Origin of the sequence: Pelagicoccus mobilis (assembly GCF_016595505.1) — a bacterium.
GTDB lineage: Bacteria > Verrucomicrobiota > Verrucomicrobiia > Opitutales > Opitutaceae > Pelagicoccus > Pelagicoccus mobilis.
The window spans coordinates 1-23,145 of the sequence record NZ_JAENIL010000076.1 but is presented as its reverse complement, the minus strand read 5'-3'; the positions used below and the strand labels follow the sequence as shown (position 1 = coordinate 23,145).

At 53.3% G+C, this 23,145-nt stretch carries 20 protein-coding genes and 1 pseudogene; 8 read left to right on the top strand and 13 right to left on the bottom strand.

Going from position 1 to position 23,145, the window contains the following annotated elements; translation table 11 throughout:
- Positions 1-40: 40 nt before the first annotated feature.
- Complete coding sequence (locus tag JIN87_RS25345; protein ID WP_200358975.1) at positions 41-1,201, bottom strand: ABC transporter substrate-binding protein; 1,161 nt, start codon at positions 1,199-1,201, stop codon at positions 41-43.
- A 52-nt stretch (positions 1,202-1,253) separates the two neighbouring features.
- Between JIN87_RS25345 and JIN87_RS25340 the strand changes: the two genes are divergently transcribed.
- The 3 genes and pseudogenes from JIN87_RS25340 (at position 1,254) to JIN87_RS28975 (ending at position 4,389) form a co-directional block, all read left to right on the top strand.
- Positions 1,254-2,033, top strand: coding sequence for an IclR family transcriptional regulator (locus JIN87_RS25340; protein WP_200358965.1), 780 nt, complete (start codon positions 1,254-1,256; stop codon positions 2,031-2,033).
- A 49-nt stretch (positions 2,034-2,082) separates the two neighbouring features.
- Positions 2,083-3,171: pseudogene (locus tag JIN87_RS28980) on the top strand (CaiB/BaiF CoA transferase family protein); the annotation flags it as partial.
- A gap of 75 nt (positions 3,172-3,246) precedes the next feature.
- Positions 3,247-4,389 (top strand): CoA transferase, encoded by a 1,143-nt coding sequence (locus JIN87_RS28975; RefSeq protein WP_200358979.1) that lies wholly within the window; start codon positions 3,247-3,249, stop codon positions 4,387-4,389.
- A 225-nt stretch (positions 4,390-4,614) separates the two neighbouring features.
- On the opposite strand, the gene JIN87_RS25325 is transcribed toward JIN87_RS28975, so the two are convergent.
- From JIN87_RS25325 to JIN87_RS25305, 5 genes are all read right to left on the bottom strand, one after another.
- Complete coding sequence (locus tag JIN87_RS25325) at positions 4,615-5,745, bottom strand: mandelate racemase/muconate lactonizing enzyme family protein (RefSeq protein WP_200358963.1); 1,131 nt, start codon at positions 5,743-5,745, stop codon at positions 4,615-4,617.
- Positions 5,746-5,754: 9 nt separating this feature from the next.
- Positions 5,755-7,221 (bottom strand): aldehyde dehydrogenase, encoded by a 1,467-nt coding sequence (aldA, locus tag JIN87_RS25320; protein ID WP_200358977.1) that lies wholly within the window; start codon positions 7,219-7,221, stop codon positions 5,755-5,757.
- Positions 7,222-7,326: 105 nt separating this feature from the next.
- A complete protein-coding gene (locus JIN87_RS25315; protein ID WP_200358961.1) occupies positions 7,327-8,124 on the bottom strand; it encodes a gluconate 5-dehydrogenase in 798 nt (265 codons plus the stop codon).
- A gap of 43 nt (positions 8,125-8,167) precedes the next feature.
- On the bottom strand, positions 8,168-9,181 hold the full coding sequence (locus tag JIN87_RS25310) for a zinc-dependent alcohol dehydrogenase (protein ID WP_200358959.1): 1,014 nt from the start codon (positions 9,179-9,181) through the stop codon (positions 8,168-8,170).
- Between the two features lie 248 nt (positions 9,182-9,429).
- The gene (locus tag JIN87_RS25305; RefSeq protein ID WP_200358957.1) at positions 9,430-10,038 is read right to left on the bottom strand and encodes a GntR family transcriptional regulator; all 609 of its coding nucleotides are present in this window, start codon (positions 10,036-10,038) and stop codon (positions 9,430-9,432) included.
- Between the two features lie 186 nt (positions 10,039-10,224).
- Here JIN87_RS25305 and JIN87_RS25300 point away from each other — a divergent pair, with 186 nt between their 5' ends.
- On the top strand, positions 10,225-13,320 hold the full coding sequence (locus JIN87_RS25300) for a glycoside hydrolase family 2 TIM barrel-domain containing protein (protein ID WP_200358955.1): 3,096 nt from the start codon (positions 10,225-10,227) through the stop codon (positions 13,318-13,320).
- A gap of 131 nt (positions 13,321-13,451) precedes the next feature.
- On the opposite strand, the gene JIN87_RS25295 is transcribed toward JIN87_RS25300, so the two are convergent.
- Positions 13,452-14,615, bottom strand: a complete 1,164-nt coding sequence (locus JIN87_RS25295; protein WP_200358954.1) for a DUF6786 family protein — start codon at positions 14,613-14,615, stop codon at positions 13,452-13,454.
- Positions 14,616-14,859: 244 nt separating this feature from the next.
- Here JIN87_RS25295 and JIN87_RS25290 point away from each other — a divergent pair, with 244 nt between their 5' ends.
- Entirely contained in the window at positions 14,860-16,185 is a 1,326-nt protein-coding gene (locus tag JIN87_RS25290; RefSeq protein WP_200358952.1) for an ATP-dependent 6-phosphofructokinase, read from the top strand.
- Between the two features lie 142 nt (positions 16,186-16,327).
- Here JIN87_RS25290 and JIN87_RS28430 read toward each other — a convergent pair whose 3' ends face one another.
- Positions 16,328-16,492, bottom strand: a complete 165-nt coding sequence (locus JIN87_RS28430; protein WP_234033611.1) for a hypothetical protein — start codon at positions 16,490-16,492, stop codon at positions 16,328-16,330.
- 220 nt (positions 16,493-16,712) lie between these two features.
- Between JIN87_RS28430 and JIN87_RS25285 the strand changes: the two genes are divergently transcribed.
- Entirely contained in the window at positions 16,713-17,393 is a 681-nt protein-coding gene (locus JIN87_RS25285; RefSeq protein WP_200358950.1) for a M3 family metallopeptidase, read from the top strand.
- A 134-nt stretch (positions 17,394-17,527) separates the two neighbouring features.
- On the top strand, positions 17,528-18,010 hold the full coding sequence (locus JIN87_RS25280; protein WP_200358948.1) for a protein-tyrosine phosphatase family protein: 483 nt from the start codon (positions 17,528-17,530) through the stop codon (positions 18,008-18,010).
- A gap of 73 nt (positions 18,011-18,083) precedes the next feature.
- Here JIN87_RS25280 and JIN87_RS25275 read toward each other — a convergent pair whose 3' ends face one another.
- The 5 genes from JIN87_RS25275 to JIN87_RS25255 form a co-directional block, all read right to left on the bottom strand.
- A complete protein-coding gene (locus JIN87_RS25275) occupies positions 18,084-18,650 on the bottom strand; it encodes a D-lyxose/D-mannose family sugar isomerase (protein WP_200358946.1) in 567 nt (188 codons plus the stop codon).
- A gap of 150 nt (positions 18,651-18,800) precedes the next feature.
- Positions 18,801-19,394, bottom strand: a complete 594-nt coding sequence (locus tag JIN87_RS25270) for a YigZ family protein (protein WP_200358944.1) — start codon at positions 19,392-19,394, stop codon at positions 18,801-18,803.
- Positions 19,395-19,655: 261 nt separating this feature from the next.
- The gene (locus JIN87_RS25265; protein ID WP_200358942.1) at positions 19,656-20,822 is read right to left on the bottom strand and encodes an adenylate kinase; all 1,167 of its coding nucleotides are present in this window, start codon (positions 20,820-20,822) and stop codon (positions 19,656-19,658) included.
- Between the two features lie 210 nt (positions 20,823-21,032).
- On the bottom strand, positions 21,033-21,950 hold the full coding sequence (locus tag JIN87_RS25260) for a slipin family protein (protein ID WP_200358940.1): 918 nt from the start codon (positions 21,948-21,950) through the stop codon (positions 21,033-21,035).
- Positions 21,947-22,327 carry a GntR family transcriptional regulator gene (locus JIN87_RS25255; RefSeq protein WP_200358939.1) on the bottom strand — a complete coding sequence of 127 codons (381 nt, stop codon included), beginning with the start codon at positions 22,325-22,327 and terminating at the stop codon, positions 21,947-21,949. The genes JIN87_RS25260 and JIN87_RS25255 overlap by 4 nt, the downstream gene beginning before the upstream one ends.
- Positions 22,328-22,541: 214 nt before the next feature.
- Here JIN87_RS25255 and JIN87_RS25250 point away from each other — a divergent pair, with 214 nt between their 5' ends.
- Entirely contained in the window at positions 22,542-22,997 is a 456-nt protein-coding gene (locus JIN87_RS25250; protein ID WP_200358937.1) for a thioredoxin family protein, read from the top strand.
- Positions 22,998-23,145 lie beyond the last annotated feature (148 nt).

Below are 23,145 nucleotides of genomic sequence, written 5' to 3'. Positions count from 1 at the left end.
GGCGGACTGGGCCAGTCCGCCCTACCCAGCAAAAACCCGCCTACGCGTTCACTGCCGTTTTCTCGCGATAAAGAGCATTGACTGCGTCCAAGGTATCCGCTGCCGAACCACCCTTCTTCAAGAAGTCATGAATCGGGAAGCCGGCATTGTCCTGAAACTCAAGATAACCAGCGTAACGTGGACGCACAAAGGCGCGATCGAGTACCGGCAAGGTATCGCGGAAGAAGTTACTAGTGAAAGCGTTACACTCATCACTCTCCCAAGCGGTGCGATGTCCAGGCTGACCGCCACTGTAGAAAGCGATTTCACGCTGGGTCGCTGGAGCCGCCATAAAGGCAGCGTACTGCCCCGCGATCTCCTTGTGCTGACACTCGCCGGATACCGCAAGACCCGTGCCGCCGAGCATGGTACGACCTGGCAGACCTTCACGAGTAGAAATCACTTCGCCGAAGTTCACGATCTTCTTAGCGTAACCGCTGCGGCCGTAATTCGAATAGCCGTAGACGTAAGGATTGTAAGCGCAGCAGTCCTCCTGAGACATCTCTTCAAGAGCTGCGATCGGATTCATCTCATAGAAACGCTCCGGAATGTAAGACATCATCTCCTTCAAGCGCTCGAGAGCGAGCAAACCAGCCTCACGCTCCACGACTTCTTCTGAGTTTGCGAAAATCTCCGCTCCGTCAGTGGCGAGGAGATTCAAAAAGTTACCGTACACATCGAGCGGGATCGAGGAACATGCGAGCAAGCCCTTCTTCCCGACTTCGATCAGGTCCTCCCAAGTCTTCGGCAACTCAAGGCCGTTAGCCTCAAGCAAATCCTTGCGGTAAGCCGAAACGGGAGTCGCCGCATCGATAGCGAGGGCCCACTGCTTGCCATCGTATTCGTAGCTCTTGTGAGACTGTCCCACCGAGTTTGCAGCCTGGTCGGCAAGAAATTCATCCGACAACAAATTCTGCAACGGTTCCAGCACACCACTCGCAGCCGCAAAGCCCGACCAAGGGTGATCGATGACGAGAAGATCATAGGCTTTGGCGAGGTCAGCGATTGGCTTGTCCGCAAACTCCTGCAAAGAGCGTTTTTCCCAAGTAATGCGAACATTCGGATTTAGTTCCGAGAATCGTTGTGCAGTCGCCACCATTGGCGTAAACCCGCGGCTATGACTCCAAGTAATACCGCGCAGAGTAGTTAAGTTGTTTGACATAGGACAGTCTTAATCTTTCAAATCTAAAAACTTCTTTCATATTTTAATCTCAATGTCGTCAACGAAAAACGAGAACAAGTACGCCGCACCCGCACTAGACAAGGGCCTCGACATCCTCGAATACCTCTCTCGAGTAGGCACCCCACAGTCACAGGTAGACATCGCTGAAGCCCTCGAGCGCAGCACCACAGAAATCTACCGCATGCTCTCACGCCTCGAAATCCGCGGATACATCATCCGCGACGGGGCCTCCGGCAAGTACCGCCTCTCTCTTAAGCTCTATCACCTGAGCCACACCCATTCTCCCATCGAGTCGCTCCGCGGTTCTGCAATCGAGGCGATGAAAGAGCTTTCCGATAAAGTCGGGCATGCCGCTCACCTTTCTATTTTAGACGATAATGCCCTTATGGTTGTCTGCCAAACCCGCAGTGCCAGCCCCGTATCCCTTTCGATAGCCGAAGGCAGCCGCTTCCCGCTCGTCAACACGACCTCCGGGAAAATACTGCTCTCAAGCGTTTCCGAAAACGAACGCAGCAAGATCCTTGATCAAGACTCCCTCTATCAAAGTTGGAGCAAGAAAGACCGCAGCTCTTATCTCAAGGAACTCGAAACGATCCGAGAACGCGGCTATCACTACGATGATAGCAAGGTCACTCACGGCGTAACCGACATTTCAGTACGCGTCGGCGTACCCGAAGGTCCCATCCTCGCCACCGTAGCCATCTCTTACGTCAGCTCAACCATGGGCGACTCAAAAACCGACCACGACGAACTCATCAAAGCCACTCAAGAAGCGGCCGAAAAAATAGCGTCCACCAACGGACTATCGTAGGAGGGCAACGCTCCGGCGTTGCCTAATCCTCCCCCTCTCTCTCAACAACATGAAAACCAATCTCCCCCTCGAAGGCGTCCTCGTCCTTGAATTCGCGCAATACCTAGCTGGCCCTTACTGTGGTCTCCGACTCGCTGACCTCGGAGCCACCGTAATCAAGGTCGAACGTCCCGGAGCAGGCGACGCCTGCCGCGCCCTCGCGACCAAGAACATGATCCTCGATGGGGATAGTTTGGTTTTCCACACGATCAACCGAAACAAGCAGTCCTTCGCGGCCAACCTCAAGAACCCGGACGACGTCGAGAAAGTCAAAGACCTCATCCGTCGCGCCGACGTCATGACCCACAACTTCCGTCCGGGCGTCATGGAAAAGATTGGACTCGATTACAGCAAGGCCAAGGAACTCAACCCGAACATCGTTTACGGCGAAGTCACCGGCTACGGACACGAGGGCCCTTGGAAGCTCAAACCCGGCCAAGATCTTCTCGCCCAATCCCGTGCCGGACTCGATTGGCTCAGCGGCAATGCGAGCGACGGCCCGACCCCATTCGGACTCGCTATCGCCGACATGATTTGCGGCACCCACCTCGCTCAGGGACTCATCGCAGCTCTCGCCAGCAAACGTGGAGCCCGCGTCGAAGTCAGCCTGCTCGAATCCATCCTCGATATTCAATTCGAGCTACTCACCACCTTCTTCCAAGACGGCGGTCGCCAACCCGCACGAGCACAAAAAGGAAACGCTCATGCGTATCTAGGATCTCCTTACGGCGTCTATCCATGTAGCGAAGGCCATCTCGCTCTCGGCATGTGCGACCTGCAGACTCTAGCCAAGCTCATAAATTGCGAGCCACTCAAAGCCTACACCCAAGACGACTCCTTCTCCAAGCGGGCTGAGATTTACCAAGTCATCGAAACCCACCTCAACACGCAAAGCGTCCAGCACTGGCTCTCCATTCTCGAGCCAGCAGACATCTGGTGCGCCGAGGTGCTCGACTACGAAAAGCTGCTCACTCACGAAGCCTTTGAAACCCTGCAGTTCAAACAGCAGGTCAAGCGCGACAACGGTGCATCCCTCTACACCACACGCTGCCCGATCCGCATCGATGGTGAACGCCTCTTCTCAGACATCGCTTCTCCAGCAATTGGATCCGGTAACGAAGCAGTGGATACACTTCTCGAATCAACCGAGGCAAAGTCCGATACTCCAGTCGAAATCGATCCCAACAAGCTTCCACTCGCAGGGATCACCGTCGTTGATTTCAGCCAGTTCCTTTCCGGCCCATCCGCATCGCTTCGTCTCGCCGACCTCGGAGCTCGTGTCATCAAAATCGAACGCCCCGGTCGCGGCGATATCTGTCGCGAGCTCTACGTGAGCGACACCGAAATCGAAGGAGAATCCACCATCTTCCACGCAATCAACCGCAACAAGCTCAGCTACGCCGCCGACCTCAAAACCGAGGAAGGAATCGCGAAGGTAAAGGAGCTACTCAAGACAGCGGACGTGGTTGTGCAAAATTTCCGCCCTGGCGTGATGAAGCGCCTCGGCCTCGACTACGAAAGCGTGAAGGCCATCAAGCCCGATATCGTATACGGTCGGATTTCTGGATACGGCGACGAAGGACCTTGGGCCGGCAAGCCAGGCCAGGATTTGCTCGTGCAATCCCTCTCCGGCCTCACCCAATTTAGCGGCAACCAAAACGACGGCCCAGTGCCGATGGGCGTTGCTGTAGTCGACATTCTCGCGGGTGCCCAACTCGCCCAAGGACTCCTAGCCTGCCTTGTTCGCCGTGATCGTACCGGCGAAAGCGGACTGGTAGATGTCAATATGTTCGAGAGCTCTCTCGATCTCCAATTCGAGCCACTAACCATCTATTGGCAAGACGGTGGCGAGCCAGTGAATCGCACTGAGACAAACAATGCCCACCCTCTCGTCGGCGCACCCTACGGCGTTTACGAAACTCAGGATGGGCACCTCGCGCTAGCCATGGGTTCAATCACCCAACTAGGCGAACTGCTCGGCTGCGATTCGCTGCTCGCCTACCAAGATCCCAAGACCTGGTTCTCCGAACGCGACGCGATAAAGCGCCAATTGGCAGACCACCTGAAGACCGGTACCACCCAAGCCTGGCTCGACGTCCTCGAGCCCGCCGACATCTGGTGCGCCGAAGTCCTAGACTACCAACAGCTCGTCGAACACGAAGGTTACAAGGTTCTCGAGATGGAACAGGAAGTGAAAACGAGCAGCGGCAAAACACTCCGCACCACCCGCTGCCCCATCCGCATCAACAGTCAACGACTCTACAGTCCGCTCGGTGCCCCTCACATCGGAGAGCACAACGAGTTCTTGGAGGGCTAAACCGTAGCGCGGTGCTTCAGCCCGCGTCCATATTACAGGATCATCACAACGCTACGCCTCACGCGAAGCCGCAAAGCCCCTAAGAAACAAACTCTCCTCCCCAGAACAAAACGCGGGCTGAAGCTCCGCGCTACGTATCCATCTACACGAAAAACGCCCTCCGTCTCCGAAGGGCGTTTTTGATATAATAAGAACTACAGACAATCAGCGAGGCAGTTGATTTCGCTAGGCGACCCCTGCTGCCTCAGCAGAAAATGTGGTTTCGTCCCTCAGATACGGGGCGAGTTTGTCCCAATCAAATACGACTCCTGTACCTGGTGTATCTGGAGCTACCGCACGGTGGTTTTCCAAAACAAGTGGACGGGTTGTGTATTCATCGATCGGGAAGCTATGTACTTCGAGCCAACCGCTGTTCGACTGAGCGGATACAAGACTGACGTGCAACTCGTGCATTCCATGCGAGCAAACAGGGAGGTCATATTTACGCGAAAGTTCAGCGGCCTTCAACCAGCCAGTGATTCCCATACAGTTGGAAGCATCCGGCTGAATAAAGGAGAGTTTCGCTTGTTCAAAGGCGTATCCAAATTCATGGATCGTATGCAAGTTCTCCCCCATTGCGAGCGGCATACCCGTCGCGTCGGCGATCTTTGCAAAACCGAGATAGTCATCCGGAAGCGTTGGCTCCTCGAACCAGAAGATATTGCACTCCTTCACACGTTCGCAGCACTCGATCGCTTTCTCAACGCTCATCGAGTAATTCGCGTCAATCATGAAGGTAATGTCTGGGCCAACGAGCTCACGAACAGCTTTGATGCGCTCAACATCTTCGTCGAGGTTCTCTTTACCGATCTTGATCTTAACTGCGTTGAATCCAGAATCCAGATACGAACGCATGCTATCAAGCAACTTCGGAAGCGGGAACTCGAGGTCGATACCGCCGCGGTAAGCCTTACAGGTGCTTCCTGCTCCTCCAGCCATTTGCCAGAGCGGCTTTCCTGCCTTCTTACAGCGGATATCCCAGAGCGCGATATCGATCGCGGAGATGGCGAAAGAAGAAATGCCACCACGACCAACGTAGTGGATATGCCACTCCATTTCATCGTTGAGCTCTTCGACTTTCGAAGCGTCCTTGCCGAGCAAGAAGTTTCCGAAATCGTAGTCGATCATCGCCTTGGTCGAGCGACCGCCTTTGCCACCGGTATAGGTGTACCCATACCCCTCTGTCCCGTCTTCGATGACTACCTTCACAATAACCAACTCGAAGTGAGTATGGTTACCGTGCTTAGCATCCACCAGTACCTCTTTGAGAGGCACTTCATAGATACGGGATTGAATCTCAGTAATCTTGTTGCTCACCGGAAACGACTAGTCGTTGAAGTTAACGTAGAAGGTCTTCTTCTCGAGGTAGTTCTCCATACCGTACTTACCGTCTTCACCGCCGGTACCGCTGAGCTTGTGTCCATTGTGGAAACCTTGGCGTTGCTCGCCCATCGGACGGTTGATGTAGACTTCGCCAAACTCGAGTTCGAGTACCGCTCTTTGGATACGGCGCATGTCGTTAGTGAAGACGAAGGCTGCGAGACCGTACTTACAATCGTTAGCGAGCTTGAGAGCTTCTTCGTAGCTGCTGATCTTAGTGATCGGGCTAACCACGCCGAAGACTTCCTCGCGCATCACGTCCATGTCGTTGGTACACTCGGTGAGAACCGTTGGCTCATACCAGTGCCCCTTTTCGAATTCCGCACCTTCTGGACGCTTACCGCCGCATGCGATCTTTGCGCCTTGAGCAACCGCATTCTCAACGGTTTTCGCCATCTGCTCAGTTTCGAATGCGTTTACCTTTGGACCAACGTCCGTGTCGGCATCGAGAGGATCGCCAAGCTTGAGCTTCTTAACCTCCGCTACGTACTTCTCAAGGAACTCATCGTAAACGTCCTCGTGGATGTAGAAGCGTTCTGGGCAGGTACAAACCTGACCGTTGTTGAGGTGACGAGAAACGGTCGCCGCTTCCACCGCCTTGTCGACGTTGCCGTCTTCGAGCAGGATGAAAGGCGCCTTACCGCCGAGCTCGAGACGAACTTCGGTGAGGTTGTCGGACGCCGCACGGTGGATGTGCTGACCGGTCTTTGTGGAACCAGTCATAGTCACGAGCTTAGTGATCGGATTCGTCACGAGCTCCTCGCCCATTGTTGAACCACCACCGGTTACGAGATTGAGAACGCCATCTGGGATACCCGCTTCCTTCGCAAGCTCACCAAGCGCAAGAACAGCAACTGGAGTTACGGAAGGTGGCTTAACCACCATCGTGTTACCGGCGGTCAGAGATGGGCCGATCTTACGGCAAGCGAGCGCAAGCGGGAAGTTCCAAGCAGCTATCCCCACGGTCACACCGTAAGGTACCTTGTGGATCATGATGTGCTCATTCGGCAAGTCGGATGGCATAATATCGCCTTCGAGACGACGTGCGGCTTGAGCTGGGAAATTGATGAAGTCGGCAGAGACAGTAGCTTCGCCAAGTGCGAGCTCGTAAGTCTTGCCCATTTCGCGAGCAAGGATGCGAGCGAGACGCTCCTTGTTCTTCAGGATGAGATCCGCAAACTTGATGAGGATGTTACCGCGCTCGACCGCTGGCATCGCAGCCCAAGCTGGTTGTGCGGCTTCCGCTGTTTCGAGTGCGAGCTTCGCGTCATCTACGCCACCCTTTGGGACCGTATAGATCACCTCTTCGTTTGTAGGGCTTTCGACGTTTTCCTTTTCTCCGGAAATCGCGTCTTTCCACTCGCCATTAATGTACATGCGGTAGTGCTCTACTCCGCCGTCTGTCTCAACCATCTGTGACATATTCGAATTTCTAATTTAGATTTAGTGTATTTGAGGGGTAACTACGAAAGAAAGGGACGACCCTACACGTCCCTTCCTCTCGAGGACTGGGTTATATTAAAGGTCGTTTTCGCCCTTTACGTAGCCGAAGTTGGCGATGATGCCACCGTCTACGTAAATGACTTGGCCGTTGATAAACTCACCGGCTTGGGAAGAGAGAAGAACTGCTGCGCCCGCGAGATCGGATGGCTCACCCCAACGCTTTGCTGGAGTACGAGTCATGATGAGGTCGTTGAACGGGTGGCCGTCTACGCGAATCGGAGCTGTCTGCGCTGTCGCAATGTAACCCGGACCAATACCGTTGATGTTAAGACCGTACTTCGCCCACTCACAGCACATGTTTTGAGTGAGGAGCTTGAGGCCTGACTTTGCAGCCGCGTAAGCGGATACAGAGTTACGACCGTAAACGCTCATCATAGAGCACATGTTGATGATCTTACCGGCGCGACGCTCGATCATACCTGGAGCAACGCGCTTCGCAATGATAAGCGGAGCAACCAAGTCAACGTCGAGGACTGTTTTGAAGTCTTCAACAGGCATGTCGAGGATTGGCACGCGCTTGATGATTCCCGCGTTATTCACGAGGATATCGATTGGACCAACGTCCTTCTCGATTTGAGAGATACCGCGATCAACGTCTTCTTCGCTTGTAACGTTGAAGTTGAGCGTGTAAACGTCTACTCCATCCTTCGCGTATTCAGCCTTACAAGACTCGAGCTTTTCGTCGTCGATGTCGTTAACGACGATCTTAGCGCCCTGCTGAGCGAGGCCCTTGGCGATTGCCATTCCAATGCCGTGTGTGGCGCCTGTGACGAGAGCGATTTTTCCACTCAGATCGAATGAGATTTTAGACATGATATCTGTAGATTATGTTTTGTATTAAAGTTTTGGATTCAGACTAGTTGCACTTGATCAAGTACTTGATGCCGTCTGGGTTCGCGTCGATCTTCTCGAAGGCTTCCTGCACCTCTTCGATCGGGCAAATCTCCGTGATGAGCTTGTCGATAGAGAGTTTATCATCTGCCATGAGAGCGATCGCTTCGTCGAAGTCACACTCCTCGTAAAGGCGAGCACCGATAAGCTCGAGCTCTGACCAGAAGAACTTGAAGAGGTTAACAGGCTTTGGCTGCGGGTGAATCGCCACCATCACAATACGGCCGCGAACATTCGCGAGCTCAGTCATGACCTCGACACCTGGAGCGGAACCGGAAACTTCGAACACACAGTCAGCCATCGCTCCATCGGTGAGCTCGCTGATCTTTTCGGCTACGTTTTCCTTGATCGGGTTGACCACGTCCATGCCGAGTGAAGTGGCGAAATCGAGGCGGTTCTCATTCACCTCGGAGAGGATAACCCGAGCGCCCTTCTGCTTCGCGACGAGGGCGATGAGCAGGCCGATTGGACCACTACCGATTACAACCACGTTTTCACCCGCCTTGACGCGACCGAGACGAACGTCGTGAGTCGCAACCGCCGCTGGCTCAACCATCGCTCCATGAGCGAGGGACATGCCTTCCGGAAGCTTGTGTAGCGTGTAGGCAGGAACTGTCCAAGAGGACTGCATGCCACCTGGCAAATCGATACCGATGAACTTCAAGTTCTTGCCCACGTGCGGGAAGCCCTTGTCAAAATTGCTTGGCTCGCCGAAGAGCAATGGACGAACGGCAACATTATCGCCGACCTTCACATTTGTTACTCCTTCGCCTACTTCAGCGACAACCGCAGACACTTCGTGGCCGATTGCCTGCGGCATATCGACGCGGCCATCCATGTTCCCATGGAAAATGTGGATATCTGTCCCGCAGATACCGCAGTAGGCGACATCCAAACGTACCTCGCCAGCGCCCGGGGCGATGGCTTCACTTTCGCCAACACCGATTTTCTTACTTCCTTCGTAGATTGCTGCTTTCATTTCTAACTTACTGAAAACCTCTTGTTTGTACCCTGATTCGGGTGAGTTTTGAGACATCGAGGACGTCCGACGGGGCGAGGTTAGAAACAGGACATTGCATACAATATCCAAACTGTAAAGCGCTTTCTCCCTCGGGGCCCGACTTCAGTCTTCGACTAATGTTCTACCTTCTGGCCCCAAAGAAACAAGGGCCTGCACGGTGTGCAGGCCCTCGATTAAATTGAACTATTTAAGCGAAAATAATCCCGCTATTTGATATTGGCAGTGAGCGCCTTTTTAGCAGCTCTCTTGTCACCAGCCTTGATCGCATCTGCGATGGCTTCGTGTTCTTTATAGCTTTCCATCCAATCGCGGTGACGCTCGTAGTGAAGCATCATGCTGGCGATGATCGGCTGCCAAAGCGATGAGAGCTCCGGCACGTCCGCCAACTCGATGATCGCTTGGTGAAACTCCATGTCACTCTTCACGATTGCCGGCAAGTCTTGGGCCTCACAGTTCTTGCGATGGGCCTCGAGACGGGCATCAATCAACGCAACCCCCTTCTCATCCATCTTCTTCATGGCCCGATCCAAAGCGAACCCTTCGATACGCAAACGAACATCGACCACCAGTGGTTGAAGCTCCTCGTCGAGTCTGTGAGCTACGCGAACTCCACAATTCGGAGTCGCCACCAGCAAACCTTCCTGCGCCAACTGCAGAAGAGCATCGCGAATTGGCGAACGACTCACCCCATAGGTCTTGGAAAGGGCATGTTCACGTAGGTTTTCACCGGGTGCATAAACTTGACCGATGATGTCGTTCCTCAACTTGTGGACGACTTGTTCTCTAATGGTTCGGAAGATAGGCTGCTCTGCCATGATACGGGATTAGGGATACGGAAAATAGAATAATTAGTCACGAATGGCGTATTGCACGTAAACAACACTTACATTCATTTGCACTTTGTGCGCAAGGAACACTCTTGTAAAGTCTGCATTCCGGACACTCCATCCCCCTCATCTACCCATTTTCTCCCAACCAAACCAAACAGCTCTCTTCTTTCAATGATCACACGTTACTGGGAACACCCCGAACTCACCCACGTCAACCGCCTCCCTGGCCGCTCCCCTTTGCTCTCCTACAAGAGCGCCGATGACGCCCTATCAGGCAAACGAGCCCGCAAGCTCGATCTCAACGGTGACTGGGAATTCCGTTATTTTGGTAAACCAGAGGAAGTCCCCGCCAACATCAACAAGCCCAACACCAAGGGTAAATGGGACACCGTGCAAGTCCCCGGCAACTGGACGCTGCAAGGCTACGGGCACCCGCAATACACCAACGTGCAAATGCCCTTCGACCATCAAGCGCCGAAGGTCCCAGAGGAAAACCCGACCGGCGTCTACCGCCGCACCTTCTCCTGCCCCAAGGCCTGGAACAAGAAGCGCATCATCCTCCACTTCGGCGGAGCTGAAAGCGTACTCTCCATTCATCTCAATGGAGCCTTTGTCGGCATGAGCAAGGACACTCGCCTCCCCTCCGAGTTCGACATCACCAAGCATCTCAACCCCGGCGAAAACACCCTCGTCGCCACCGTTATCAAATGGTCCGACGCTACCTTCATCGAAGATCAGGACCAATGGTGGATGGGTGGACTGCACCGCGACGTCTTCCTCTACGCCCAAGAGCAAAGCTGCATTCAGGACGTATTTGCCAAGGGACTACTCGACGACGACTTCAAAAACGGCGAGCTCGACCTCTTCGCAAACGTGAAGCTCGCCCAACCAGAGCTCAAGGGCCTCACCCTCGACGTCCAACTCTACAAGCCCGACGGCACTACCCAATTCAAGAAGCCCATCTCCGCGCCGGTCGACAGCTTCCGCGACTGGCTTTACCGCTCCTCACCACACGTCAAACTCCGCACTACCATCAAGCAGCCGCTCCAGTGGAACTCGGAAACCCCGCACCTCTACAAACTGCTCATCACCCTCAAGGACGCAAAAGGCAAAACCATAGAAGCCACCTCCACCCGAATCGGCTTCCGACGCGTTGAGATAAAAGACCGCCAACTCCTCATCAACGGCAAGCTCGTCTACATGAAGGGTGTCAATCGCCACGATTGGGACGACACCACCGGCAAGGTCGTCTCCCGCGAGACCATGATCAAAGACATCCTGCTCATGAAGCAGCACAACTTCAACGCCGTCCGCTGCTCCCACTACCCTAACACCGGCGAGTGGTACGACCTTTGCGACGAATACGGCCTCTACGTCATCGATGAAGCCAACATCGAGTCCCACCACTACTACGACTGCATCTGCCGCGATCCCCGCTACGCCAACGCTTTCCTCGACCGCGGTATGAACATGGTGCTCCGCGACAAGAACCACCCCTCCATCATTTCCTGGTCCCTCGGCAACGAATCCGGCTACGGCGAAAACCATGATGCCATTGCCGGGTGGATACGCCGCTTCGACGACAGCCGTCCCCTCCACTACGAAGGCGCCGTCCGCCGCGAGTGGGGCCAAGGCGTCAACGACTGGACCCGCGGCCACCACGCCACCGACATCGTCTGCCCCATGTACACTACGCACGCCGACGTCGAAAAGTGGGCCAAGGAAACCGACGATTACCGCCCCTTCATCCCCTGCGAATACTCGCACGCCATGGGCAATAGCAACGGTGGCCTCGCCGACTACTGGGAACTCTTCGAAAAATACCACGGCCTACAAGGCGGCTTCATCTGGGAATGGCTCGACCACGGCGTCAAAGTCCAAGATGAAAACGGCAAGGATTACTGGGCCTACGGCGGTGACTTCGGCGAAGACCGTCACGACGCCAATTTCTGCGCCGACGGTCTCATCTGGCCCAACCGCACCCCTCACCCGGGCATGCAGGAGTTCAAGAAGATCGCCCAGCCGCTCGCCATCACCGCGATCAATGCAGCCAAGGGCAAGTTCTCCCTCCTCAATAAACAGAACTTCACCGACCTCTCGTATCTCCAAGGCGAATACACTATCGAAGTCGATGGCGAATCAATCGCCACTGGCAAACTCCCCGCCATAACAGCAACCGCGGGCAAAAGCCAAACCATCGACCTCAAGCTAAAGCCCCAAACAATCCCCACTGGCAGCGAAGCCTTCATCCGCTTCTCATACAGTCTCTCGCAGGATACGCCTTGGGCTACCGAGGGCTACGAGCTCGCGTGGGAACAAATCAAACTCCCTTGGAAAAACTCTAAGGCGAAAAAAGCCAAATCCGTCACCGGATCACCACTACAATTCGAGAAGACGAAATTCGGTCACTCAATCGCCAACGAGTCCCTCCAAGTCGAGATCCACAACAGCGGCCCTAGCCTCCGTAATCTCCAGTTAAACGGAAAGACCATCCTCACCGAAGGCCCCTGCCTCAACCTCTTCCGCGGTCTCACCGATAACGACGGAATCAAGCTCTGGGACGACAATCAACCCAACCGCATGATCTCCAAGTGGCTCAAGCAAGGGCTCGACCGCTACGAACTCAAATTCTCCCGCCCTAAGATCATCAAGGCAAAAGACGGCTCTATCACCATCAACACCAAGCAGCAAGCCATCGTCGACGGCAAATCACTTGGCACCACGCTCGAACTTAGCGCCTGTATCCGCCCCGACGCTACAGTCACCTTCGACTGCCAATTCACCGTTGGCAAAAAAGGTGACGACTTCCCGCGCCTCGGCGTTCAGCTCGTCGCCCCCGAGGGCATGGAGCAACTCAACTGGTACGGCATGGGCCCACACGAAAGCTACTGGGATCGCAAAGCCGGCACCTGGGTATCCAAATTCGAGGGCACCGTCACCGAGCAATACGTCCCCTACATCATGCCACAGGAGCACGGCAACAAGACCGATCTGCGCTGGCTCGCGTTGGGAGACGGCAAGGATCGCTCAGCTGTCTTCACAATGAACTCCCTGCTCGAAGGCGGAGCCAGCCACTTCACCGCTCAGGATCTCTTCCGAGCCAAGCATACGAAGGATCTCTCTCCCCGAGCGGAAACCATTATCACGATCGATCACCACCAGCGCGGCCTAGGCACCGCCAGCTGCGGTCCCGACGCCCAAGAGCAATACCGTATCCGCCCTGGCGAATACCAATTCAGCTTCACAGTGTCTGCAACTCAACTGTAGGGCACCGCGCCGAGGTGCCGTCCATTCATTAACGATGATTGACTGACGTCAAACGACGATGGCTTCGCCAGCGATGATACAGAACTCATCATGTTAGCGAAGCTATCATCTCTCGCCGAAGGCGATCATCGTCAAAAACTACATTCAGTAAGATCCACCCCTAGCAACTCCTCCGCGATTTTAGTCAGTTCCTCCTCGTTCCCTGAGAAGTGATAGATCCGGTGGAAATGCGTCTTCGACTCGCCTGGTTTCAACTCAAGCATCGGAGCAACGGACTCCATCTCAAAGAACGCGGTCGTATCCGTTGGCGAGTAGTCTTTAGTCCCATGGTTATAGATCGGAATTACTTCTCCATAATATGGATTTTCTTGAACCGAAACCTCTGAATTGAAGTAGAGCGAATCATCGGTCTGCTTGTACTGGTTAATAGTCAGTCGCTTCTTGCTTGGCAAGTAGCTCGCGTAGAGATCAGGAGCCAACTCCCTCGGCACACCAATCTTGCTGCGATAGCGTCCGTCGACCTTGAACAGCAGCACTCTCCCGAGCAAGCGCAGTCGCGACTCATCAAGCGGCCCGAGATACTGCAGTATCTCATCGAGCGTCGCGACCCTTCGTAGTGGTATAACCATTACCCCATCATCACTCCCCTCGAACATCCCAGCGCTCCAGAGCCCAGCCAGACCGGTTTCTTTACTCCAGGCCTTCTCGCCGCGATTAAATAGTTCGTGAGCACTCTCATAGGCCGCAAAGTCAACTCCATCCGCCAACTCGACACCCAGCTCCCTCTTCACTCTCTCCTCATCAAAAATCGAAACCGTACGAAACACCTCTAACTCGAATTCCGTCCCAACGAAATTCGTCAGCTGCATCTCCTTCCGCATTCGTATCGATTTCGAATCAGACGCCAGCACTTCATATGGCTCATGATTCATCGACACCGGCACAAGCCAGTTGTCATCACTGATAGGCTCGATCTGTTGAAAGAAAAACGAGAACTGACTCCCCAGCGGCCCAATCCACAAGCGATCTTCGCCGCCCACTTTTCCACCGGTGACATTGTCTTCATCAAGTGCGGCCCTATTAACCCATCCGTTGCTCACGCCCAGCTCACCTGAAAAGGTACTCGTAATCACTCGGCCTTGGTACTCGGGAACTACCATAACTCGAGCCCTCCCTTCATTCGCTACGAGTTCTACCACCGCTGTCTTCAACTTAAGGAGCTCAAGATCCTCACCATATCGAGTCCCAGTCCCAACTCCGCAAGACGTTAGCAAAGAGATTATACACATAGACATCAGCAAACGCATCGAATGATCTCAGTTGATTCAGCCTGCATAGCCAAGGATTCGAAACAGTTAAACTATCGAATCCATGACAGGAAGCTGGCCCAACATGCCCCCAATAGGCTCAGCAAGCAGGCAACTTTCGTACGACTCCCCCGACGGTCGCTGAAATTGCCACATATCCGACTTTCCCCAACCATCACGGCTTGACTAGACGGGGCACCCTATCGCTTGCTCCATCCTAGCCTTTCAACCTATGGACCTCGATCTCTCAAAATTCGATTTTAACGTGGAAACGCTGGGCGAATGCCAAGTCCCCAGCCCTCTCGTAGGCGAACGCCTGAAATTCGTCAGCGACGACGAGAGAATCGTCGCCGTGAGCGATTCTCAGGAACTCTCCAGGTATCAAGAGGAACTCGGCTACATCCCATCGATGGAGACCGCCGGCCCGAGAGCGAAAGTTTTTCAACCTCAGCTGCTCGCCAGAGCTGCCATTGTCACCTGCGGCGGTCTTTGCCCTGGTCTGAATTCGGTCATAAAAGGGGTGGTAGAGACGTTGAACCAAGAGTACGGCATCAAGGACGTATTCGGAATCCATTACGGCTACGCCGGGCTAGCGGATCCGAAAACCTATCCTCCTGTGATGCTGGATGCGGACAAAGTGGATACCCTCCACATGGAAGGCGGCTCGATCCTCGGGACTTCCAGAGGCGGCCAAGACGTGGAGACAATGGTGCAAAATCTGGTGAACATGCGAATCAACATGCTCTTCACCATCGGGGGCGATGGTACCCTCAAAGGCGCCGCCCAAATCGCGAAAGAAATCAAACGGCGCGGACTCGAAATCTCGGTCGTTGGCGTTCCCAAAACGATCGACAACGATCTGCAGTTCGTGGGTAGCACCTTCGGCTTTGAGACCGCAGTCTACCAGTCTACACCCGTCATTACCGCCGCCCACGTCGAAGCCCGATCGGTCTACAATGGCTTGGGAATCGTGAAACTGATGGGAAGAGACTCGGGCTTCATTTGCGCCAACGCAGCCCTCGCAAACCCAGTGGTTAATTTCTGCCTCATTCCAGAAGACGAATGGACCCTCGACGGACCGAACGGTCTCCTCAAAGCAGTCGAACGACGCTTTCGCCGAAAGTCCCACGCCATCATCGCGGTTGCCGAAGGCGCTGGCCAATCAAACTTTAACGGTCTCGGCGAGGAGCGCGACGCCTCCGGCAACGTACTCAAACACGACATCGGCACATTCCTCTGCGACCGATTCAAGAGTTACTTCGCCGATCTCAAGATCCCAGTTTCGCTGAAATACTTCGATCCGAGCTACTCGATCCGCAGCGTGCCAGCTTCAGGAACCGACCAAATCCTCTGTCATCGCCTGGCCGAGTACGCCGTACACGCAGCCATGGCCGGCAAGACCAACATGGTAATCGGCTACTGGAATCGCAGCTTCGTTAACGTCCCGATTCCCGTTGCGACCTACGAACGCCATAAGATCGACATCAACGGCTCGCTCTGGCGCTCCGTCCTAGCCTGCACCGGCCAAGAGAAGTATTTTAAAGGGCGCAGCAAATAAGGAGTTCAAAAGGTAGCGGCCGTCGCGTGTCGGGCGTAGCTTTATGCGAAGCCTGATCCCCAACGGCCACAACACGTATGATGGGACAAGGCTTCGGTTTGATCCCGAACCAACGAGGAGCTAGTTTGGAAACCCAGCCCGTTTAAAGCAACGCAGGATCAACCGGATTTCTGTTCTGCTCCTCAAGAAACTCGCCCACCTTCTTCAATACTTCCGAGAGATCATCGATATAGGCAGGGTTCATAATCCCATAATCTCGTGCGGACTCAGAAACAATCCCCTCGTCGCCCGTTAGTAAATCACGCACCTGACTAACACGTCCCGTATCTAGGACTTCGATACACTTACCTCGCCTGCCTCGTACAACTTCAGCTGGTGGCGTACTACTGCCATCAAGCAGGACCCAATTGTCAGCTATGCTAAGATAAGCTGCAGAAAAATTGCATAGCGACCTCTGATATCGTCTCACGATCACATCCTCAGGGATCCTGTGCCCGCCCTGTCTAAATCTCTCCCGAACCCTCCGTTTGGCGAACTCAGCATCTGGCACCCAAGGAAACGTCCGAACCTTGATCCACGAAGCCGGCCACGCCTTCCACAGCTTCGAAGCCTTCGAGCACATCGACCTGATGTTCCTAAGATTTCCAACCCAAGAGTTCACGGAAGTCGCAAGCACGTCCATGGAATTCATAGCGGCTGACTTTTACGACGAGTTCTATTCGCCTGAAGATGTAATCAGGGCCAAGCGCTTCATCTTTGAATTCGCAATTCGGATACTTACTTGGGTTGCGACCATCGACGGGTTTCAACATTGGATCTACACAAACCCCGACCATAGCCCTGAAGAACGAACCGACCAGTGGATAAAGATCCACCAACGTTTCTCCAGCGATACAGTTGACTGGTCAGGTCTAGAATCTGAACGCAAAACGCTCTGGCACTACCAAATGCACCTCTTCGGTTTGCCGTTTTACTATATTGAATACGGCATCTCCATGATTGGAGCTCTCCAAGTCTGGCAAAACTACAAACAAGAACCAGAGGCAACCATCGCCAACTACCGTAAAGCACTCGCCCTCGGCGGCACCCGTCCCCTCCCCGAACTTTTCGCCGCAGCGGGAATCAAATTCGATTTCTCAACCGATACGATCGCCCCACTCATCGCCCGCGTCCAAATAGAATTGGAGTCACTAAAGGATTCAGCATAGGGCTCGGACAGAGCGTTTGAGCTACCGGCATGACCAAAGAACCTAAAACCACACGCAGTGCAAGAGTGAGCATTATTCCATTGCCCTACCTCGCGATATTTACCTGATTTCCGGTCGCTCGATACGAATTAGCTATGACCGAATTCTACAAAGTCTGCCCCCTGCTCGAAGGGAACCTCTACGTGATGCCCAAACCAGGCAAAGGCGACGGCACCGTGGCCGAGGATATTGCCGCTCTCAAAGCTGAAGGAATCAACATCGTCGTCAGCTTGCTGCAAGCCGAAGAGCTGATAGCACAAGGTCTGGAGCAAGAAGCCGAGCTCTGCGCGCAGTCCGATCTCGAATACCTCAACTTTCCCATCGCAGACCACCAGGTTCCTGATGATCGAGAGGCTGCCATGAAATTCGTCCATTCCCTCAAAAAGGAACTGAGCAAAGGAAAGAACATTGCCATCCATTGCCGCGGCGGAGTTGGCCGCACCGGCACCCTAGCCGCTGCTCTCATGCTCGCCTGCTCCCTTCAAGCCGAAGACGTATTCGACAAGCTACACAAAGCCCGAGGAAAGCCGATGCCTGTCACCGACGCCCAACGCGCCTGGGTCCTTGGAGAAAGCTGAAGGACCTTAGATCAGCTACCCAGTAAGATCCCTTCGACCGGCAGCTGTTTCCTTTAGTCAACAGTTTCCGCTCTCACTCATTCAGCAGCCTCAGCAAAGCCGGCTCATCTTCCTCAATCGATGAGAAACGTCCCAGTTCCGTATCCACAAAGAAATTATCGTTCGCGTCATCATTAGCGGTTGAGACTTCACCAATGACACACTCGTCACTTTCGCACCAGAACATGTGATAAACGAGCGGCTCAAGCGTCACCCGCTCGCCAGCCTCAAGTGTCAACACGTCTCCAGAACGGAAGGATCTCCATTCCCGGTTCACCTTTATCTCGAACGACTCTTCGGGATCGTGATCCGGATGCCCCTTCCATAGCCTCAAGGCAAGAATCCCATTCCGACAGATGATATCCTCCTTCTTAACCTTGTGAGCGTGATTCGGTACCATCTGCCCCTTTCGGATATAGATAATCTTTTCGCAGTACTCACTCTCCTCAGCTAAGTTGACCAGTGTGATACCCAATGTATCGAACTTCCCCATACCGAAGTCCGTGATATCCCAAGCCGCATTCGGCGGAAGGGCCCAACAGGTTTGAGCGAAACAAGAGGAAGCGTCTTTAAACGCCTTGTTGATTTGAGAACGTTTCATTTTTCAAAATTTGCTCAGAGCGCCACTGAAGAAAAAATAGCGCAACTCCTGGAGATTTCTCCATCTCATTTCTGCAATGATTCGCTCTTATCCTGTTAAGCTCAACGCCAAGCCAACTCTCTAATTAGAATCGCTCCCGGCATTCCCCAATCAAAGGAGCGTCAAATTATGTTCAACAAGCTGAATCGCCAGTTGTTCCCTCTGTTCGGCAGTCAGGCTCAGCGTCAAGGCCACGGTATCCGAGTAGTCTACGCTGAAGTCGATCGATAGCTTATCAAGGTGGTTTCGAATGAGTGGTTCCATCGAATAGCTGACATTGAGCTTAGCCTCTGTTTTCTCCTCTAATAGAGAGGTTTTCAAACCGGCCAGTACTTCGTTCGTCGCATCTGTGTAAGCTCGGACGAGCCCACCAGTGCCTAACTTGATTCCTCCGAAATAACGCGTAACCACTACAAGAATACAACCAATCCCTGAATGCATCAACACCTTGAGCATTGGTTTGCCAGCGGTTCCATTCGGTTCCCCATCGTCACTAAATCCATAGGCTTGGGTATCGTTAGGGGCACCCGCAATAAAGGCATAACAGTTATGCCGAGCATTCGGGTGATCCGTCCCAATTCCCTCCAGAATGCCATTCACATCGTCCCGAGACTCCAATAGAAACGCCTGAGCGATAAAGCGACTCTTCTGAATCACTATCTCCGCCTCCGTGTTTTCCGATGGTATGAGATAAGCGTCTGACATTGGACAACTGCCTAAAGACTGCTGCCACGAGTGCAAATCAATAGGCCCAGTGTTTCTTCCGATGTCAAAAAGCGACCGTGCACCTCGATTGAAGATCCCCACCGCTAGGAGCGGGGGTTAGACTTACCTTATCTCAAACTGTAGGGCGGGGCGTTGACCCGCCACTCTCTGTCGCCTCACCGCGGCGACCTACAATAACGCCGCCATCCGCTGTGAGGTATCCCCCAAACCGAACGAATTCGTTCAATCCGTGTCGAAAAACTACGACATTCCAGGACTCTCTTCCATCGCTTCGGAGATTCGAGCCGACACTTCCTCAAAACTCGCTTTGCCGTCGATTCGAGTCACACCATGCAATTGCTTGTATTTGCTGATAACCGGCACGGTCTTGATTTCGTGCTCTTCAAGCCGTTTGACGATCTTTTGCGTGCTGCTGTCGTAGGGCATACAGCGATCGGTTTTGCTCCGAGCATCCAAGCGGCGGATCAACTCCAAGGTTGGAACTTCGATCTCTATCACCTTGGAGATCGATGAACCATGCTTCTCCAACAAACCGTCAAGGATGTAGGACTGCACCAACGTGCGTGGAAAGCCCTTGAAAATGAATCCTTTAACATCGCCCGCATTCTCGATCCGACGTTCGATCAAAGGGACCACAATTTCATCTGGAACCAATTGACCGCTCTCGTAGAGCGACTGGATCTTCTTTCCCAATTCAGTATTCGCAGCGACCTCCTCTTCCAGCATCGGCCCAGTCGCAACGAACTCCAATCCGTACTTTTCAGCCAATGCCCTACCTTGCGAACCTCGCCCCGAGCCCGGATAGCCGAAGATGACAACATTGAGCAGCGTCTTACGAAGCTCCTGCTCGACTATTTCTTTGATAGAGTAGTAGACCTCGTCGATCGGAGCAGTCGCATCCACGTCATGGCACAGCCCCTTTTCCTTGTAGAACTGTAGCACAGGCAGAGTCTTTTCATTGTATTCGCTAAGGCGGTTGCGGATCACCACTTCATTATCATCGCTACGACCTGAACTCTTGCCGCGATTAAGTAGTCTTTCGACGGATACTTCTTCTGGAACCTGCAAGTTGATCAAGCAGGTCAGAGAGCTGTGCAACTTGATCATTAAGCCCTCTAGGATGTAAGCCTGAATGTAGGTACGCGGAAAGCCGTCGAACAGAAATCCCTTAGCCTGACGATTGTCGGTTATGAACTTTTCTATGATTTGAACAATAATCTCGTCGGAGACCAGTCCACCTTCGGCGATGATACTACGCGCCTCTTCACCTAGGGGGGACTTATCCGCCATCTCCTTACGCAAGATCTCACCTGTCGAGATATAGTGCAAATTATAGTCTTGGATCAGCCGCTCCGACTGAGTCCCCTTTCCCGCTCCGGGAGGTCCAAACAATGCTATATTCAACATGGCTGCTTACGAGAGTTCGTGAAAACCAAATAAGCATCCAAAACAGCAAATGCAAGCATTGGGGGAGACCCCAACTAATCATTAGCCGAACTCATTGCCGGCCAAAGACTAGGGCACCAGTAATGAATCACTGCCCCAGAACACCGCAACCGAATGTCACCCGCTCCCCTTCGTTTTGGTGAAGCGAGTAACAGTCGATTGGATACTTCCCTAGCCCACCTTAGATTCCTCGGATTGCCGTTTCTCAGCCAAAGCCGCGAGGCCACCGACCGCGCCAAGGTTCATGGAATCAAGCGCCGAGCTCGGTACCATGATCAGGGAGCCCTTTTCCTTGAGACCTTCGAAGAGCATGTTCATACCGCGCAACTGCAAGGCCACAGGATTCTCGGCATAGTTCTTACTCGCGGTAGCGAATTTCTCGGAGATTTCAGTCTCTGCAGTTCCCAAAATGATACGAGCCTGACGTTCACGTTCAGCCTGGGCCTGCTTACTCATCGCATCTGCAAGTGTCTCCGGAATTATGATATCCTTGATACCGACAGACTGACAAGTGATCCCCCAAGGGCTGGTCTGCTCATCTAAGGTTTTCTGAAGTGCTTCCGCGATCTCTTCGCGATGCTGCAATAAGCCAGCTAAATCATTTCGTCCTATGATATCGCGAAGACCTGTCTGCGCCACATACGAAACAGCCTCTTTATACCGCTCGACTTCCAAGGCAGCTTTCTCTACGTCCCAAACCATCCAATACACAACAGCGTCCACATTCACCGGTACCGTATCTTTGGTCAGCGTCTTTTCCGCATGAAAGTCCGACACCCGCACCCGTTGATCAATGAAGGTACTCACTTCATCTACGATTGGGATTACGAAGAAGATACCTGGTCCTCGCAGCCCGACGAACTTCCCCATGCGGAGGACGACTGCCCGATCCCATTGATTAGCGATTCGAATCGAGCAGCCAATGAAGACTCCCAAAACAATGAGCGAGACGCCAAGCGCAGTGGAGAGCACCCCGCTTCCCATCAACAACACCACTGGCACGATGATAATCGCACCCACAGTCAAAGAAACGACACTCATGCCGCTTTCTGTTCTCACACCAGTTCCATCGCGTAGCCTTAAGCTCATTTTTTTCCTCCTTTGTATTTCTTCAATTCCTCGATCAACTGACCTGAATCTATCCCGTACACAGCGGCAGCGTTAACAAACTCCTCGCACAAACCCTTAAGCTTTGCCCGACGTTCCTTAGCGCTCACTTCCACTTCTACGGATCCAATAAACGTTCCCGTGCCCTGTTGAGTCTCGAGGATCTTTTGAATCTCCAACTCCTTGTAGGCCTTCGTTACTGTATTCAGATTCACCTGAAGCTTTACCGCTAGGGCACGCACCGTGGGAAGTTGCTCCCCCACTTTCACTCTACCTGTCGCCATACCAAAACGAATCTGGTCAATGATCTGACGATAATACGGAACTCCGCTTCTTGGATCTAATTGAAAATCAAGCATCCCACTACCCTCTCTTCCCTTTTGTTTCTCTAGTCCATTTGATTTATTGTACTAGTTTTATAGTACAATGTTGTACTAGTCTTAATGACAACTCGTCAATAACAATTTTCAGGAGAGGAAACCGGATGGTTCAGCTCCCCCAAAGCGAACGGGGAGAAAAGCCAGAATACCGAATACTTGGGAATAAAAGAGCCACCTTAAGACTCTGTTGATCATGAGGCTCCTTCTAGCGATTATTCTGACTTCGACTTTTGTCTCCAGTAGTCTAGCGGGGAATCCCGAGGAGGTCGGCGACGTGGCTTGGGGACGAAACTACGAAGCAGCCATCGCCAAATCGAAAGAGACAGGAAAACCGATCTTCCTTCTTTTTCAGGAGGTCCCCGGCTGCGCAGGTTGCAAGCAGTTCGGAAATGAGGTGCTCTCGGATCAGAGCGTAGTTGAAAGGATAGAGGAGAACTTCATCCCACTCTTGATTCACAATAATAAGGGCGGTGAAGACGCTCGCGTTCGCAAACTGTATGGCGAACCCGCTTGGAACTATCAGGTCGTGCGTTTCCTTAACGCAGAAGGACAAGATATCATCCCCAGAAAAGACCGTGTCTGGACAACTCCGGAACTCATGGGACGAATCGATGCAGTCCTCGCAAAAACGCAGCCCAACAAGTCCTAGAACATACAGTCAATTGGGTCATCGCCCTACCTAATCAAAGTCATTGCCGGTCGAAGACCGGGTCATCGCTTGGCGAAGCTAAGGTCTAGCGACGAAGGAGCGGTGTTAGAATCAACACTCGTTCGCTTCACTCACTAGATCCCTTCAC

What these genes read in the sequence shown, in the direction of transcription:
- JIN87_RS25345 (WP_200358975.1), bottom strand. Translation starts at nt 1,201, where the DNA reads ATGTCAAACAACTTAACTACTCTGCGCGGTATTACTTGGAGTCATAGC.
- JIN87_RS25340 (WP_200358965.1), top strand. Translation starts at nt 1,254, where the DNA reads ATGTCGTCAACGAAAAACGAGAACAAGTACGCCGCACCCGCACTAGAC.
- aldA (WP_200358977.1), bottom strand. Translation starts at nt 7,221, where the DNA reads ATGGTTGAGACAGACGGCGGAGTAGAGCACTACCGCATGTACATTAAT.
- JIN87_RS25315 (WP_200358961.1), bottom strand. Translation starts at nt 8,124, where the DNA reads ATGTCTAAAATCTCATTCGATCTGAGTGGAAAAATCGCTCTCGTCACA.
- JIN87_RS25310 (WP_200358959.1), bottom strand. Translation starts at nt 9,181, where the DNA reads ATGAAAGCAGCAATCTACGAAGGAAGTAAGAAAATCGGTGTTGGCGAA.
- JIN87_RS25305 (WP_200358957.1), bottom strand. Translation starts at nt 10,038, where the DNA reads ATGGCAGAGCAGCCTATCTTCCGAACCATTAGAGAACAAGTCGTCCAC.
- JIN87_RS25300 (WP_200358955.1), top strand. Translation starts at nt 10,225, where the DNA reads ATGATCACACGTTACTGGGAACACCCCGAACTCACCCACGTCAACCGC.
- JIN87_RS25295 (WP_200358954.1), bottom strand. Translation starts at nt 14,615, where the DNA reads ATGTCTATGTGTATAATCTCTTTGCTAACGTCTTGCGGAGTTGGGACT.
- JIN87_RS25290 (WP_200358952.1), top strand. Translation starts at nt 14,860, where the DNA reads ATGGACCTCGATCTCTCAAAATTCGATTTTAACGTGGAAACGCTGGGC.
- JIN87_RS25280 (WP_200358948.1), top strand. Translation starts at nt 17,528, where the DNA reads ATGACCGAATTCTACAAAGTCTGCCCCCTGCTCGAAGGGAACCTCTAC.
- JIN87_RS25275 (WP_200358946.1), bottom strand. Translation starts at nt 18,650, where the DNA reads ATGAAACGTTCTCAAATCAACAAGGCGTTTAAAGACGCTTCCTCTTGT.
- JIN87_RS25270 (WP_200358944.1), bottom strand. Translation starts at nt 19,394, where the DNA reads ATGTCAGACGCTTATCTCATACCATCGGAAAACACGGAGGCGGAGATA.
- JIN87_RS25265 (WP_200358942.1), bottom strand. Translation starts at nt 20,822, where the DNA reads ATGTTGAATATAGCATTGTTTGGACCTCCCGGAGCGGGAAAGGGGACT.
- JIN87_RS25260 (WP_200358940.1), bottom strand. Translation starts at nt 21,950, where the DNA reads ATGAGCTTAAGGCTACGCGATGGAACTGGTGTGAGAACAGAAAGCGGC.
- JIN87_RS25255 (WP_200358939.1), bottom strand. Translation starts at nt 22,327, where the DNA reads ATGCTTGATTTTCAATTAGATCCAAGAAGCGGAGTTCCGTATTATCGT.
- JIN87_RS25250 (WP_200358937.1), top strand. Translation starts at nt 22,542, where the DNA reads ATGAGGCTCCTTCTAGCGATTATTCTGACTTCGACTTTTGTCTCCAGT.